The sequence below is a fragment of the Brevibacillus daliensis genome (assembly GCF_021245735.1).
GTDB classification, from domain to species: domain Bacteria; phylum Bacillota; class Bacilli; order Brevibacillales; family Brevibacillaceae; genus Brevibacillus_B; species Brevibacillus_B daliensis.
Window position 1 is genome coordinate 1 of the sequence record NZ_JAJISB010000056.1, and the last position, 13,175, is coordinate 13,175.

21 protein-coding genes, 1 tRNA gene and 2 pseudogenes are annotated in these 13,175 nt (G+C 34.8%); 8 read left to right on the forward strand and 16 right to left on the reverse strand.

Annotation, left to right across the window (positions count from 1 at the left end; genetic code table 11):
* Window positions 1-180: 180 nt before the first annotated feature.
* The 6 genes and pseudogenes from LM917_RS23670 to LM917_RS23690 form a co-directional block, all read right to left on the reverse strand.
* Complete coding sequence (locus LM917_RS23670; RefSeq protein WP_232700168.1) at window positions 181-348, reverse strand: hypothetical protein; 168 nt, start codon at window positions 346-348, stop codon at window positions 181-183.
* A gap of 18 nt (window positions 349-366) precedes the next feature.
* Window positions 367-483: pseudogene (locus tag LM917_RS24865) on the reverse strand (hypothetical protein); the annotation flags it as partial.
* A 57-nt stretch (window positions 484-540) separates the two neighbouring features.
* Window positions 541-678, reverse strand: a complete 138-nt coding sequence (locus LM917_RS23675) for a hypothetical protein (protein WP_232700169.1) — start codon at window positions 676-678, stop codon at window positions 541-543.
* Window positions 679-755: 77 nt separating this feature from the next.
* Window positions 756-938 (reverse strand): hypothetical protein, encoded by a 183-nt coding sequence (locus LM917_RS23680; RefSeq protein ID WP_232700170.1) that lies wholly within the window; start codon window positions 936-938, stop codon window positions 756-758.
* Between the two features lie 158 nt (window positions 939-1,096).
* Window positions 1,097-1,597 carry a hypothetical protein gene (locus tag LM917_RS23685; protein ID WP_232700171.1) on the reverse strand — a complete coding sequence of 167 codons (501 nt, stop codon included), beginning with the start codon at window positions 1,595-1,597 and terminating at the stop codon, window positions 1,097-1,099.
* 65 nt (window positions 1,598-1,662) lie between these two features.
* The gene (locus LM917_RS23690; protein WP_232700172.1) at window positions 1,663-2,181 is read right to left on the reverse strand and encodes a sigma factor-like helix-turn-helix DNA-binding protein; all 519 of its coding nucleotides are present in this window, start codon (window positions 2,179-2,181) and stop codon (window positions 1,663-1,665) included.
* Window positions 2,182-2,346: 165 nt separating this feature from the next.
* Here LM917_RS23690 and LM917_RS23695 point away from each other — a divergent pair, with 165 nt between their 5' ends.
* Together LM917_RS23695 and LM917_RS24550 are read left to right on the forward strand one after the other, a co-directional pair.
* On the forward strand, window positions 2,347-2,496 hold the full coding sequence (locus LM917_RS23695) for a hypothetical protein (RefSeq protein ID WP_232700173.1): 150 nt from the start codon (window positions 2,347-2,349) through the stop codon (window positions 2,494-2,496).
* Window positions 2,497-2,544: 48 nt separating this feature from the next.
* Window positions 2,545-2,670 (forward strand): hypothetical protein, encoded by a 126-nt coding sequence (locus LM917_RS24550; protein ID WP_255668578.1) that lies wholly within the window; start codon window positions 2,545-2,547, stop codon window positions 2,668-2,670.
* 191 nt (window positions 2,671-2,861) lie between these two features.
* Here LM917_RS24550 and LM917_RS23700 read toward each other — a convergent pair whose 3' ends face one another.
* Both LM917_RS23700 and LM917_RS23705 read right to left on the reverse strand, forming a co-directional pair.
* On the reverse strand, window positions 2,862-3,074 hold the full coding sequence (locus tag LM917_RS23700) for a hypothetical protein (protein WP_232700174.1): 213 nt from the start codon (window positions 3,072-3,074) through the stop codon (window positions 2,862-2,864).
* Window positions 3,071-3,313 carry a hypothetical protein gene (locus tag LM917_RS23705; RefSeq protein WP_232700175.1) on the reverse strand — a complete coding sequence of 81 codons (243 nt, stop codon included), beginning with the start codon at window positions 3,311-3,313 and terminating at the stop codon, window positions 3,071-3,073. The genes LM917_RS23700 and LM917_RS23705 overlap by 4 nt, the downstream gene beginning before the upstream one ends.
* A 204-nt stretch (window positions 3,314-3,517) precedes the next feature.
* Between LM917_RS23705 and LM917_RS23710 the strand changes: the two genes are divergently transcribed.
* Window positions 3,518-3,982, forward strand: a complete 465-nt coding sequence (locus tag LM917_RS23710) for a GNAT family N-acetyltransferase (RefSeq protein WP_232700176.1) — start codon at window positions 3,518-3,520, stop codon at window positions 3,980-3,982.
* Between the two features lie 91 nt (window positions 3,983-4,073).
* Here the strand turns inward: LM917_RS23710 and LM917_RS24910 are convergent, their stop codons facing one another.
* Window positions 4,074-4,274 carry a DUF7694 domain-containing protein gene (locus LM917_RS24910; protein ID WP_444876696.1) on the reverse strand — a complete coding sequence of 67 codons (201 nt, stop codon included), beginning with the start codon at window positions 4,272-4,274 and terminating at the stop codon, window positions 4,074-4,076.
* 6 nt (window positions 4,275-4,280) lie between these two features.
* Window positions 4,281-4,409 carry a hypothetical protein gene (locus tag LM917_RS24555; protein ID WP_255668580.1) on the reverse strand — a complete coding sequence of 43 codons (129 nt, stop codon included), beginning with the start codon at window positions 4,407-4,409 and terminating at the stop codon, window positions 4,281-4,283.
* Window positions 4,410-4,493: 84 nt separating this feature from the next.
* Here LM917_RS24555 and LM917_RS23715 point away from each other — a divergent pair, with 84 nt between their 5' ends.
* Window positions 4,494-4,754: a DUF1871 family protein gene (locus tag LM917_RS23715; protein ID WP_232700177.1), complete on the forward strand. Its 261-nt coding sequence runs from the start codon at window positions 4,494-4,496 to the stop codon at window positions 4,752-4,754.
* A gap of 70 nt (window positions 4,755-4,824) precedes the next feature.
* Here LM917_RS23715 and LM917_RS23720 read toward each other — a convergent pair whose 3' ends face one another.
* Window positions 4,825-5,139: a hypothetical protein gene (locus LM917_RS23720; protein ID WP_232700178.1), complete on the reverse strand. Its 315-nt coding sequence runs from the start codon at window positions 5,137-5,139 to the stop codon at window positions 4,825-4,827.
* 332 nt (window positions 5,140-5,471) lie between these two features.
* On the opposite strand from LM917_RS23720, the gene LM917_RS23725 reads away from it, so the two are divergent.
* The 3 genes from LM917_RS23725 (at window position 5,472) to LM917_RS24565 (ending at window position 6,324) form a co-directional block, all read left to right on the forward strand.
* Window positions 5,472-5,759, forward strand: a complete 288-nt coding sequence (locus LM917_RS23725) for a tyrosine-type recombinase/integrase (protein WP_232700179.1) — start codon at window positions 5,472-5,474, stop codon at window positions 5,757-5,759.
* A 246-nt stretch (window positions 5,760-6,005) separates the two neighbouring features.
* Window positions 6,006-6,140 carry a hypothetical protein gene (locus LM917_RS24560; protein ID WP_255668584.1) on the forward strand — a complete coding sequence of 45 codons (135 nt, stop codon included), beginning with the start codon at window positions 6,006-6,008 and terminating at the stop codon, window positions 6,138-6,140.
* A gap of 61 nt (window positions 6,141-6,201) precedes the next feature.
* Window positions 6,202-6,324, forward strand: a complete 123-nt coding sequence (locus tag LM917_RS24565) for a hypothetical protein (RefSeq protein ID WP_255668586.1) — start codon at window positions 6,202-6,204, stop codon at window positions 6,322-6,324.
* Window positions 6,325-6,541: 217 nt separating this feature from the next.
* Here LM917_RS24565 and LM917_RS23730 read toward each other — a convergent pair whose 3' ends face one another.
* Window positions 6,542-6,742, reverse strand: coding sequence for a hypothetical protein (locus LM917_RS23730; protein WP_232700180.1), 201 nt, complete (start codon window positions 6,740-6,742; stop codon window positions 6,542-6,544).
* Window positions 6,743-7,259: 517 nt separating this feature from the next.
* On the opposite strand from LM917_RS23730, the pseudogene LM917_RS24935 reads away from it, so the two are divergent.
* Window positions 7,260-8,336: pseudogene (locus LM917_RS24935) on the forward strand (site-specific integrase).
* Window positions 8,337-8,433: 97 nt separating this feature from the next.
* Here the strand turns inward: LM917_RS24935 and LM917_RS23750 are convergent.
* From LM917_RS23750 to LM917_RS24870, 4 genes are all read right to left on the reverse strand, one after another.
* A tRNA-Val gene (locus tag LM917_RS23750) sits at window positions 8,434-8,501 on the reverse strand.
* 393 nt (window positions 8,502-8,894) lie between these two features.
* Window positions 8,895-10,460: a UvrD-helicase domain-containing protein gene (locus LM917_RS23755; RefSeq protein WP_232700184.1), complete on the reverse strand. Its 1,566-nt coding sequence runs from the start codon at window positions 10,458-10,460 to the stop codon at window positions 8,895-8,897.
* Window positions 10,424-12,151, reverse strand: a complete 1,728-nt coding sequence (locus LM917_RS23760) for an ATP-dependent nuclease (RefSeq protein WP_232700185.1) — start codon at window positions 12,149-12,151, stop codon at window positions 10,424-10,426. Before LM917_RS23760 ends, LM917_RS23755 begins: the two co-directional genes overlap by 37 nt.
* A gap of 236 nt (window positions 12,152-12,387) precedes the next feature.
* Window positions 12,388-12,636 (reverse strand): DUF6979 family protein, encoded by a 249-nt coding sequence (locus tag LM917_RS24870; RefSeq protein ID WP_373688828.1) that lies wholly within the window; start codon window positions 12,634-12,636, stop codon window positions 12,388-12,390.
* Window positions 12,637-13,175 lie beyond the last annotated feature (539 nt).

Genomic DNA, 13,175 nt, shown 5'->3' on the forward strand with positions numbered 1-13,175 from the left:
TTTTGTTTTTAAAATTATTCAGTGTAGCTGCCAACACTGCTGCGCCTACTGCAACACCATTTGCAATAGTATTGATTTGATCATCAGAAATGACGCTGTAGCCCAATGTCTCTATAAAAAGTTTAACCAGCTCCAAGCATACCAACAACGAACACTACAATATTCCCTTGTTTATTCATATTACTTCTCTCCTTTTCTGATTCTATTAGCAATTGATATTACTTCTGCCCTGCTGATTGGCTCGTCCAACTCGTGTGAATGATCAGTATTAATAACACCTGAGTTTAGCAGCTCATCATGAGCTTTCTTTGCCCAGTGTCCATCGGTTTGTTTCTTTGATAGGTCCATAGCTTTTGCAATCCCCTCTGATGTGCATTTTGCCACTCGGTTTATAAACGCACTATCTTTTAATAACGTCATTTCTGTTGGGTTTGAGATAAACAAGTATTCTAGTAAAACTGTATGTATCCCCCTTGTTGATAAAAGAAAAAAGCACCGGTTAAGGTGCTTTTTTAGCTACTCTTTGATAAATCTCAAGCTTTAGCATCCATCAGTATTTGCTGGATCTGGACACTGCACTATTTCTTTACCATCAATCCCAGCTGCGAAAGCTGATGAAGAAATAGACAATAGACTTACTACTGCGCATGATGAAAGAAGAATCTTTTTAATCTTCATACCAAAACCTCCATATAAAATTTATACTAATATTACCATAAATTTACAAAATAAATACTTATTTGTTTATTTTTCTACTACTCTTCCCTCTTAATAATCATGAAAATCAGCCCAACAATAAAAATAGGTAGCCAGAACACCAAGGCTACCACTTTCTCACGTATATTGTATAACTCTATGTCTTTACCTTCTAACGTCCAATACCACACTACACAGCCTACAAGCAGGTATATAGCGAATAAGACTATCCCAGTCATCATAGCGAACACCTCTTACAAAGAATTCGTGTTCTTACCCTCTCACTTATAGTGGGCTTTCGTATGACAAAAATGTACAATTTTTATGTTATTGTAATTCTTTCTTTATTACGATTAAATTAGGTTGCTTGGATATAGTTGATATTTTAATTATTAGTTACCTAATTAGATATTTCATTAAGTGTAGCTATAAGCGATTCTTTAAATGTTACTATTGATCTATATTTTATTTTGAAATATACACTATAAATACCGAATAAAATCAGAATAAAACAAATAGCAGAATAAGAACTTAATATCATCTTTCCCCCTCTATTTAGGTCCAAAAGATAATCAATAATTTCTATCATCGTAGAATGTTTTGGTAAATCATCTTTAATAATATTCATTCCGTTAATAAGAGATGGAATACTAAGTCCACCAATTATCGATATTAACATTGAAAAATATATGGTAAATGTGTGACGTTCCTTAAATACTGTTTCTTTAATTGATACTTGTTTTAATAAAAATTTTAAATCAGATTCATCTAAATTTTCTATTTTTATTTGCTCTAAATAAAAAGCATATAATTTCCATTCACCTTTTGAAAATGCAATTCTCCAACTTGTATATTTTTTAAATATTTTTTTTAACTTTTTGGATCTATTGATTCTACTCATAAATCGCTCCTAAATAAGAATTCTTAAACAAATTATATCAAATCAATATATATTCAACAAAAAACCTATCCCACAAGAAATAGGCTTGTAGCTACACAATTTGCAATTTTATTTTGTGCTCGTGTTACAAGCGTCTGTATACTACTTTTCGAAATACACAAAAATCTAGCCGTTTCCTCAAATGAAAATCCTTCACCATGCGTAAGAATATAACATTCTCTTTCTCTTGCAGTAAGACAAGCTAATGCATCTTCTAACTGAAATTTCTCCCACTCGGTAAGGTTACAAGGACTTCCGGCTGTTCCTCTATACACAAACGCTTGCATCCTTACTAGATCGATAGAAATTTCTCTTTCATATGCTGCTCTTCTTTCAATTCCACGTTTACTACCTGGTCTACGCCCTGTCTCCAACCATTCAATAACATACTCTACATCGCTAATCATTTCAGATAGATATTTTCTTTCTGATAATGCCACTTCATCTAGCACTTTTACTGATTCGCTCAAATCAGCATATACTCTTCTTAAGTGCTTTCTTGTCTCTTTATACTCTTGAAGAAGGTCCTGCATTGTGTTCATCATTCATTCCCCCTCACCATCTGCTCATGGTATAATAGTTTTGACGAACATATATTCCAGAACTTCCGATGAGGAGGCTTTTTTATTTTCTTATATTCCCAAATATTTACAATTATGATATATTATTGTCAGAACATTCTATAATCTTTTATATTTGGAGGTGAGAATATGAAAAAGTTTCTAGTAGTAGCTTTGCTGGCTTTATCCGTTGCTTCTATTTCTAGTGCTGCTTTTGCTGCTGGACCTGATTGTGGCGGCGGTAGCGGATGGCGTGGTGGGATCAAATTACCCCTTCTTCAACAATGTGAAGCCTATTAATTTGAAAGCCTCCTAACGGGGGCTATTCTAAAAACTGGAGGTGAGATTATGAAAAAGTTTTTAGCTATCACTTTTGCAGTTGCAATGATTATGTCTGTTGCTGGTGCTTCTTTTGCTGCTGAACCACAAGGGTGTGGTAAACCACCCAAGTATTGCAAAAGACCACCAGATTAAAGGATGATTTTCTGAAAAACTGGAGGTGAGATTATGAAAAAGTTTCTAGCTATCACTTTTTCAGTTGCAATGATTATGTCTGTTGCTGGTGTTGCAAGTGCTGCTCAACCAGATGGTATAATTGGTCCTTGGTTTGATATGTTGCGTTAATTTTTGAAGGGTACTTTATGTACCCTTTTTATATTGAATCTTCAATCTCTCTGCTCATTGGCTTCCTCCTCATCTTCTTCAAAGGCAAGTTTGAAAGCAGACATCATTAGTTTTAAACGAAACGCTTTATCTTGATCGCTCATTTCTTTAGGTTTCTGAATCGCTCTTATTTCAGTTTCATTACATTCTTTACAACTTGGTTGTCCATATCTTGTAGTCGTAGCTTCGATAGATTCACAGTAGTAGCAGATCACCCTGTAGCCTCCTCTATTTTCTCCACGTCTTCATTTACTTGCTCAGGTGTTATATAGACCTCTCCGCTAGGAAATTCAAATTCAAAACGTTCACTACCATCCCAATATTCCCAGATGAATTTCCTTTTAAAGATGCCTATATCTCCTGCTTTGATAGTGTAAATAAATTGATCATCTTCAATGTCCGTTACTTTGATATCTTTAATTGCACGAACTTCATCTCCCTCAACGAAATTCATTCCGCACTCTCCTTATCACAAGTAATGTTTTGAACTCTCTTTCTCCTAATCTCCAGTAGTATTCCAACTACAAAAGTAACATTTTGACTTATCCCTATCTGACCTGGTATAGAAATGATTTTCTGCATCCTTATTAAGTGAAAGATTCGTGATACTATAATTAATAAATCGTTTATGGTGACAACTAGGAGGTTTGATTTTAAAATGGCTGAAAAAACAAACAAACACATCATGCTTGACATCGCTCCGCTAAGAGCAGAGGATCGCAAACGTTGGGACGTATTGGCTCGAAGCTACAAAGCCTTTTACGAGACAGAGCTCCCAGATTCCAAATACGACGAGATCTGGAACCGCCTGCTCATTGGTGATAGAATATTCGGTTTCGGTGCGCATCTTCATGGAAACTTGATCGGTATCACCCACTACGTTTTTCAGCCTAACATCTGGAAAGAAGATGTGTGCTACCTTCAAGACCTCTTCGTTGACGAAACTGCTCGCGGACATGGGGTGGCTCGCGCCCTTATAGAACGAGTCGCTCAAGCTGCACGAGAACAAAATGCTTCTGGACTGTACTGGCAAACCCGCCAGGACAATTTCACTGCACGTGCTCTTTATGACAAAATTGCTCATCATAAAGGCTTCATTCGCTACGACTATACACTTGAATAGAAGTTGATGCCGGTATCTATTCCGTACGGGATACCGGCATTTTTTCAAGCTTACCTGCCGATCTAAACCTCCCCATTTACAAATCGTGTGTTCACTGTAACGAAAAAGGTAATTTCATATCTGCTGGTAATAACCAGATGTGATACATATTTGCTTCATCTACTAACTCGCTTTGAGCAGGAAATACCTCTACCGCCACCCGTTCAGTTCCAAATAACTCATTTTTTATCCGTTGCTTTTCTGCCCAAGGAATATCTGTATTTTCTACGTTCCGAATACAAGCGTGAGTAATTTCTCCCTACTCTGTTTGCACCTTTCGAGTCATAACTGCATACTCGCCATCTGTGTAAGCTCTATTTAATTCTCCGAACCATCCAGTACCTATTCTCTTACTTTTAGGAGACGGTTTTTCAATCCATTTTTTCACCGTTCATTCCTCCCTAACTAATAAGTTAACGTCCGCTTTTTTATGGTAATATACTTAGACTGACCAAATTTTGAGGTGAATCAATTGATTTATGCTAAAGTAAAAAACATTATTGATCGATGGGACCCTATTGGGTTAGTTGGTATAGATCCCGAACACGATCATTACCGAATTGAAATTAATGAGATTATTAAACTCCTTCAAACTAACTACAACACCCCTGAAGAGTTGGCCAAACATATAGAAGGCATTTTCATCGAATACTTCGATGACGAAATTTATAATCGTCCGTTCGCAGAATGCCTAGATGTCGCTCGAATTCTAGTTACAATCGATAGCGATTAACAATGCCCATTTTAAGTGCTGCATTTACCTTTTCCCTCCATTCTCTTAATACACAATGTGTAAAATCTCTTTATTCCTTCAACTCCGTGATGAGTTGTCTCATTTCTTTGATCCTAATTTCATAATCAGCGATCTCGCTTTCTAATCTATAATTTAGATGCTTTTTCTTTACCGTTGCATACTTCCATACCCAACTACTTCCGTCTACATAGAGCCGTGGAAAGTCCTGAATATTTTGTCCTTCCTCACTAACATATCTACCTTGTTCAAGTGGAAGGGATGGCATATCTACTTCCCAAGAAAAGCCACTCTTTATATGAGTTTTAAGCTCGAATAAGTATCTGCCGTCATCATTCGGCTGGAATCTTCCTCTGTTGATGTACAACGGGATTTCACTATCCTCAATAAATGATAAAAGCTTGTTGGAATCCACTATCTTCAGTGGCTTGCGTTCCTTGATTGATGAATATTCCCATACTCTCATCCAGCGTTTCAAATCTATCACTGTTCATACTTGCTTTCCTCCCTAACTATTGTGTTAATACAGCTTAAACAGCTTCTTATCGCAACTAGCACAGTACGCCACTTTACCGCCCTTATAAATTAAGCCTTCGTACATATCGCCATTTTCACGCTCTGACCCGTCAAAACCGACATAGCACTTAACTGATCCAGAAGTATACATTTTCGTGTAATAGCCCTCATCTGAGCCACAGTATGGACATTCTTTCATTGTTGTTTGTAAATTTTCCATGTCCAAAGTTAGGTAGCCTGAAACTCAGTCAGTTAACTCCAACCCATATTCAAAAATTCTATAATGAACTATCAGCTGAAGGATTGTCACCTGATTATATTCGCTACATGCATTCAATTTTAAGAAAATCGATTGGACAAGCTGTAAAGTGGCAGTTAGTAGCAAGAAATGTTGTTGAATTAGTTGAACCACCAAGATTAGCTGATAAGGATATTGTTACCTGGTCTTTAGAAGAATCAAGCAATGAATGAAACAAAGTCAAAAAAATCACTTTAGTTAAGTAAAGGTGGTTTAAACTACATAGATATTTAACATTGAGGGAACCTTTAAAGATTCCCAAATTTTGTAAATAGATACTGTGTCTTATTTGTACCATCACTTGTATCGTAGTTGCTCCCAATGGGAGCTTTTTTATTTCGATGTATTCCCAAATAATTACAAATATGATATATTATTGTCAAAATATTCTATTATCCTTTGTGTTTGGAGGTGAGACTATGAAAAAGTTTCTGGCTATCGCCTTTACAGTCATGATGGTTATGTCCATTTCTGGTGCTGCTTCTGCTACTAGCCCAGATGATAATCTTATCTGCCCAAATCCAAAATATCCAAATCTTTGCTTGATTAATTAATTTATTAATTAATAGAATTATCTCCTAACGGGGACTTTTCTAAGAAACTGGAGGTGATATTATGAAAAAATTTCTAGCTATCACTTTTGCTGTTGCAATGATCATGTCTATATCAGGTGCTGCTTTTGCGGCACAGCCAGAATGTGGAGGTGGACCCCCGATACGTTGCTATGAGCCATATTAATAGAATCGCCTCCTAACGGGGGCTTTTCTAAGAAACTGGAGGTGAGACTATGAAAAAGTTTCTAGCTATCACTTTTGCAGTTGCAATGATTATGTCTATTTCTGGTGCTGTAGGTGCTGCTGAACCTATGTGCAACATAGAACATATTTGGTGCACCTAGATGCATTATCGCCTCCTAACGGGGGCTTTTCTTATGACTTAGCATCAATCTCTCTGCTCATTGGCTGCCTCCTTCGATAGTTTCAACTACATAAAAGACAAGGTTTGTTGCCTGATCATAAACAAACTCGTCTTGAAGAGTAACGAACAGCCCTGTTTGTCCTACCTTCATCCCAAAAAAGAATCCGATGTTATCTTCATCCTCTATTTCTTCTACTAGGTACAATGGTACTTCGAACCCCTCAATTTCGTGCGTCATGATGATAGTACTTCTGACTTTCCGAACTCTTTTGATATGTCTATATCCATCCTTGAAAACCTATATTCATTTCCTTAAAACGATACGGTCAAATCATCTTTGTTGATTATGCTCATTTGCTTCATCCCTCATTTTTATTAGAAAATCATGCATTTAAATGAATCCATAGAAAGTATGTTTTTCTCTTTGCTACCTTTTATACAGTTGGTCTAACTGGACTTGTAATTAGACTAGCCTTACAAAAAGCTCAAATGAGTGAGTAATTGATAATACTTACAAATTTGACTTTTTTAATACCTAAAACAAGAACATACATTCTGTATTAGATTAGGAACAATGAAGAATTCCTTCAGATGAATGTATTTAGGAAGTAGATAGCGTAAATTTACCATCTTACCCATTTTGGGCTTTTCTTTTAACTATAAACCAGAACGTATATTCCTATATTTATAACCATTCTCTTCAATAAAGTTCGTTATCTTAAAAGAAAGTAGCCATTAATGTAGGAGGTTGTACTATGAAAGGTCACGTAAGAAAAAGGAGTGACAAGTGGTGTTTTGTTCTAGATCTTGGCAAGGATGAAACTACAGGCAAACGACAACAGAAATGGTTCTCCGGTTTCACAACTAAAAAGGAAGCCGAGAAAGCTATGGCTGAAAAAATAGTCTTGGTTAGAAAACAAAAAAATGAGTGTACGTAGTTCTACATATCGCAACTATGAATGGCTCGTTAACACTCATATTCTTCCACAGCTTGGAAAATATGAACTATCAAAGTTGAATCCTATGCACATTGAAGCATTCTATAGAAAGCTTAAGAATGATGAGTCTCCTTTATCGGACGAAGTTATATCTAAGATCCATACAATCATAAATTCTGTTCTGACTCGTGCCCACGAACGAGGTTTTGTTGCAAAAAACGTTACAAAATTGGTTGATAAACCACGATACAGCAAAAAGAAAATGGAGGTTTGGAACGAGAAAGAAGTTATACAGTTTCTAGATGTGGCAAGGGAAGATAGACTTTACATTGCTTTTTTTCTTGGATGAGACGCGGGGAGATTCTTGGACTCCGATGGAAAGACATAGACTTTGAAAACGGTGAGCTATCAGTTCAGCAGACCCTTTTCAATAAAGGCGATGAGTTACAGGAACCGAAAACCAAAAGTGCCCAGCGGTCAATAGCTTTTCCCGAACAAACCGTTGTTGAACTGAAGCAACACAAAAGAAGAATTGCTCAAGAGAAAATGATGGCCCGATCGATTTACCAAGATAACGATTTAGTCGTATGTACTTCGATTGGGACAAAGGTTTTACCAAGAAACCTGATTCGCACATATTACCGCTTGTTGGAAAAGGCTGACGTTCCAAAAATACGTTTCCATGACATTAGACATTCCCACGCAACTTTATTACTTAAAAAAGGAGTGCATCCTAAGATTGCTCAAGAACGCCTTGGACATACAAACATCCGAATTACATTAGACACCTATTCACACGTTCTTCCTAACATGCAGAGCGAAGCAGCTAAGCAATTTGGAGACTCACTTTTCAATAAAGATAATGACAAAGAAAACGACAAAAAAGCACTTTAGTAGGATAAAGGTTTGCAATTTGTTTGCAAACCTCTTTTTTTCATGCAAAAAGCGCGATCTCTCTTTTTGAGATACCGCGCCGTTATAAGCGTTTATATGGTGATCCGGACTGGGTTCGAACCAGCGACCCCCACCCTGTCAAGATGGTGCTCTCCCAACTGAGCTTGTAGATCGTTGATATATCAAGGTTTTTTTTGGTTAACCACTTTCCTATTGTTGTTTCATTCACAATTATATGGTGGTCTGAATCATATTGTCAAATTAATAAATTAAGCAAATAATACAATAGTAATGACTCCACAAGCAATCCTTTAAAAAGCTAGTTCTGATAAGTATATCAGCTATTAGCCTAACATTTAATTAGTAGAATCTCCAATAATCTCGTATTTATTGACTACATAGTTTGATTAAACATTACGTATAATATCATAAAAATCTAGTGACCTTATATTTGTATAAAAGCAAGTCCAATTAATAGACTTGCTTTTTTTCTATCTAAGCCTCCCCTGCATAATGAGCGGCAAGAACTATAAGATCATTTTCGTTAATCAGCTTCACTTACTCAATAATTTTAATAACATTTTCTAGCTCAATTTTAATTCCTAACTTCTGTGTTTCCGATATTACATTTTCGATATATCCTTTATATCTGTCCATGAAGCTATTTTGAGCAATTATTAATAACCTTTCTTCTGGTCTAGAAATTGCAACGTAATGTAAAAAATTAATACCATCTCTTGTCATGTTAAAATCTCGAGCATTTATTATTACTTGCTCAAACTCAAGTCCTTTAGATGAATGAATTGTACCAGAAGTTAATTTGTATCGGTCTTGATTGTAGGTTGCGATGTATTTCTCATCATTTACTACTTTATATAATATACCTATCTCATTCTTGGTTGTATCTAAATCTTCACTGTAACCGAGGTATTCATACAATTTAATACAGTTCTCTTCATGGAAGCAACAGTCATTCTGCGAATCCTTAATTTCTTTTAGCAGCCTCTTAATGTCAAAAAATCTGTAAGCTTCTGGCATCGGAATTTCATCCCAAAAATCATACTCACTAAATCTATATTGTAATAAATAGTGAGCAATAGCTCTTGCTACCCAAATATGCTCACTTTCAAGATTAGAATTATCCAATGGAGAACTAGGAATAAAAACGAATGGAATACCAACGCTACTTAAACGTTCACTCCAGATCTCTGAATTATCATTGCTAAAGTTTAAAAAGGCACATTTCTTACTAACATCAATCCATTCTTTTATATAGTCAATAGCTTCACTATCAATAGTGTACTTAAAAGCAATTACCTCATCCTTAAATTCTGTCTGCTGATAATGCTTTCTCACACTCTTCATGAATATATTTGAGTAATTTTGAATTACTTTGTTTGACCTGAAGTTATGCCATAATTCAAATGTCTTGAAGGATTGTTTATTAAATAGCCCAGTAAATCCATCACTATAAGCTCCTCGCCAGCCATATATAGACTGCTTAGAATCCCCGACAATAAACAATGGAATATCGAGCTCATCGCATAAATACATAAAGAAGTTGTGCATATCTACGTCACTGTCTTGGTACTCATCAACGTAAATCCGATAATACTTTGCTTTCAAAAATCGTCTAGAAGATTGAGAACCCTTTAAAATTTTTAACGCCAACTGGAATGCAAAGTTTTCCTTTTTATTACGATACTTACACATCAATTGCGTCTTCCTAATCTTCTCTATACCTTCATCAAAAGTATTAATTTGATTTTCGTCATTGAAGTCAGGTTTGATTTTTTTCTTGAAATCCATACCGTATACATCATACATGAATGGTTGAATTATCTCTAACCAAATAAAATTATCATTTGTTCCGACATAACCTTCACCCTTATTGGGACCAAGTCTATTTATTATCTCCTTCGCTGCTTTTCGTGTAAAAGTAACAGCTGCGAATGTTTGATAGCTATTATTCTTCTCTGCATCTTGGATAATTCGTTGTATAGTAGTGTATGTTTTCCCTGTTCCCGCACTAGCACTTATTACAATATTACCTTCTGTTGTGAGGATTTCTTCCCTAATATCTCTATCTACCGGCAACATAAGTCCACCAACACTTTCAAACACTCAAATCTCTCATGTTTATAAATCTTGTCTATTCCATGATTACTAATACTCGTACTTAATTCAATCATGTTAATTAGTTTTGCACTTTGCAAATAATCCACACCACTTTTTGCACTATTATTTTTCTTAGCTAATCTATCCATAATCCTAGGAATAACTTCATACAAATCATTTTCTAAATCAACCCTCGATAAATAAATATTGTTGTCTTTTAATCTCTCAATTGTTTTAGGATATCTACTAAAGACAAACTTCTTTTTTTCAACTATGTAATTAGAATCTTTCTCATAACTTTTTGGGTCAATGCCTGTTAGATTCTTTTTTTCACCTCCATCAATCAGCCTTTGACATCTGTTAATTCCTAAAAGATTACACTCTGGTTTTCCTTTTACTTTCTTAAGGTCATTATCAGTTTTAACTATCACTTTAATACCAAGTGCAGTTAATACGGTATAGTATTCTTTAAAGTTGATACCATCTACTTCAAGAATATAACCGCCTAAACTCTCATACCGTTCACACTTATCTTTTAGTATTCGTTCGAACAGTATCTTCTCTGATGGTCCCTCAACAAGCAAAACCACATCTGCATATATTGCTTCTGCCAAGTTCTGATTTAGTTTTTGTTTTAAAGTTTTATAATCTTCAGGAACTTTATAGATGAAAGATTTCCCTACCACTGTATTTTCCTTAAATAGCTTGATTAGGTTAACGTCATCCATTTGACTTACAATTAGCGATGAATGTGTTGTCATAAATAGATACTTAAATATCTCATCAGAAAAAATCTGATAGGACAATGCAATCTGCATTGACCTATGTAAATGATTCTCTAGTTCTTCAATCAGAAAAATATTAATTTTCCTTTCTTCTAATCTACGATTCTCAAGTGTAAGAAGCGTATACGCAAGAATTTTCTTTCTACCATCACCAGAAGTTGGGTAGTTTTCTAATTTTTCATCTAGTATATATGGTGTGAGTTTACTATGAATATTACTTAATTCAATTTCAGATTGAATAGAAACATTGAAGTTCTTATCATCTTTAAATTTCTTATACTCGTCTACCAATTCCTTTTCAAATGCCTTAATCGTACTCAACTTACCTACACTCGTATTAAGATTTTTAATATGTGTGCTAAGTACTTTTCTTTCTGTTTCACTTAAACTTGACTCATCCTTCAGAATCTCTTTTGAATATCTCTTGAATGTATTCTCTAGTTGAATTGATGAGTCTATGTATACTATATTTAAGTATTTATCTAATTCATAATACGACTGACTACTTGGGATTTCCTCTAAATCATCTAAATCAATACCCCAAAAGAGATTTGGTTCTCCTAAAAGAGATTCTCCATTATATACTGATTTAAGTTGAATGTAGATTTCTTTAGCACCTGAAGGAATAGCACCACTCATCATCGTATAAATTTTCTTGTTATCATCATTTTCTTCATCGGCAATCTCAATTTTAAGAGTAATAACAATTTGTCTATTTGTATCTTTATTGTAGAAATCTGAATCCATGAAACCATTTCTTCTGAAGTTTCTATCTAGTAAGAACCTTATAGCAGATAGGAAATTACTCTTACCAATATCATTTAACCCGAAAACAATATTGCGATTAGTTAAATCTATATTCACATTTTCAAAGTTCCTAAAATTTTCAATAGTCAAATGTTTAAGAATCATAATATCCCCCCCTTTATTTGGTCAGTTTTTGATGACCCTCACCTTTGTAATAACAACTCTTCAATTTCAATTGCTATTTCTGCTATTGCCTTTACCCAAGCCATTTTGTATTTATTATCATACATTTGTCTAGGAATTTATATTTTACTCCACTACAATTAAGTTATTTTTCCAGAGAGAATAAACAACGTCAATTTGAGAATTGTGTGACATTTCCACTCCATTCACAACTACTCTCACAATCCTAGCTTATCTTCAGCTAACACCGGTCTCTCTCTTAATATCTGAACTACTTGAATAGCATATTTCTTATTTTTATATAGCTTACTTCTATTAGTATATTTCCCTTGTTCGACACCACAAATTAATCCAGCTTCACACAAGCCAAGAAAAGCATTCTTTGGACACGCCTTTCTTTGTGCCCGAGTTCCTTCACCAAAAACTTCTGTTGCCGCTGTATTCCATGCAGAAAGTGATTCTAAAATCTACTTTTCATATATTAAATTTACAGCCCTGATAGCAACATCTCCGTATTTGTTCATATTTAAACACCTTCTTATTGACTAGTTAAATACTCTTATCTATAAATGATTCTAAAATGACATTATGTAAACCTAACCACCCCTAGTTATATTTACCTATGTACATAGTAACATATTGTAATTAAATATAAGGTTAGCAATATGGCTAATACACGAAATAAAGAGCCTCTCGAACTGGAGTTTGAAATGCAGAATGTAATAACCTGAATATTTCTACTCCCCTTCAATTTAATTACTTATTAACTTTACTAATATATCAACCTTCTCGCCCTATCAGATAATATTGTAGTTCTCTGCTTTCTTGTACATAAATAAACCTTAATCCCATGCTTTTATCAAGAACATGAATAAAAAAGAAAAGAGAATTCGACGCTCCGCCGAATGAAACTTCATAATTTTGATAGTTTTTTCTTATATGTACAACACACATTAGATTATCTATTTTGGAGTTAGTATAGTTTCATGGACACATCTTGGTTAAG

What these genes read in the sequence shown, in the direction of transcription:
- LM917_RS23680 (WP_232700170.1), bottom strand. Translation starts at nt 938, where the DNA reads ATGATGACTGGGATAGTCTTATTCGCTATATACCTGCTTGTAGGCTGT.
- LM917_RS23670 (WP_232700168.1), bottom strand. Translation starts at nt 348, where the DNA reads ATGGACCTATCAAAGAAACAAACCGATGGACACTGGGCAAAGAAAGCT.
- LM917_RS23725 (WP_232700179.1), top strand. Translation starts at nt 5,472, where the DNA reads ATGGACATTCTTTCATTGTTGTTTGTAAATTTTCCATGTCCAAAGTTA.
- LM917_RS23690 (WP_232700172.1), bottom strand. Translation starts at nt 2,181, where the DNA reads ATGATGAACACAATGCAGGACCTTCTTCAAGAGTATAAAGAGACAAGA.
- LM917_RS24560 (WP_255668584.1), top strand. Translation starts at nt 6,006, where the DNA reads ATGAAAAAGTTTCTGGCTATCGCCTTTACAGTCATGATGGTTATGTCC.
- LM917_RS24565 (WP_255668586.1), top strand. Translation starts at nt 6,202, where the DNA reads ATGAAAAAATTTCTAGCTATCACTTTTGCTGTTGCAATGATCATGTCT.
- LM917_RS23675 (WP_232700169.1), bottom strand. Translation starts at nt 678, where the DNA reads ATGAAGATTAAAAAGATTCTTCTTTCATCATGCGCAGTAGTAAGTCTA.
- LM917_RS23705 (WP_232700175.1), bottom strand. Translation starts at nt 3,313, where the DNA reads ATGAATTTCGTTGAGGGAGATGAAGTTCGTGCAATTAAAGATATCAAA.
- LM917_RS23685 (WP_232700171.1), bottom strand. Translation starts at nt 1,597, where the DNA reads ATGAGTAGAATCAATAGATCCAAAAAGTTAAAAAAAATATTTAAAAAA.
- LM917_RS23710 (WP_232700176.1), top strand. Translation starts at nt 3,518, where the DNA reads ATGGCTGAAAAAACAAACAAACACATCATGCTTGACATCGCTCCGCTA.
- LM917_RS23695 (WP_232700173.1), top strand. Translation starts at nt 2,347, where the DNA reads ATGAAAAAGTTTCTAGTAGTAGCTTTGCTGGCTTTATCCGTTGCTTCT.
- LM917_RS24550 (WP_255668578.1), top strand. Translation starts at nt 2,545, where the DNA reads ATGAAAAAGTTTTTAGCTATCACTTTTGCAGTTGCAATGATTATGTCT.
- LM917_RS23760 (WP_232700185.1), bottom strand. Translation starts at nt 12,151, where the DNA reads ATGATTCTTAAACATTTGACTATTGAAAATTTTAGGAACTTTGAAAAT.
- LM917_RS23730 (WP_232700180.1), bottom strand. Translation starts at nt 6,742, where the DNA reads ATGACGCACGAAATTGAGGGGTTCGAAGTACCATTGTACCTAGTAGAA.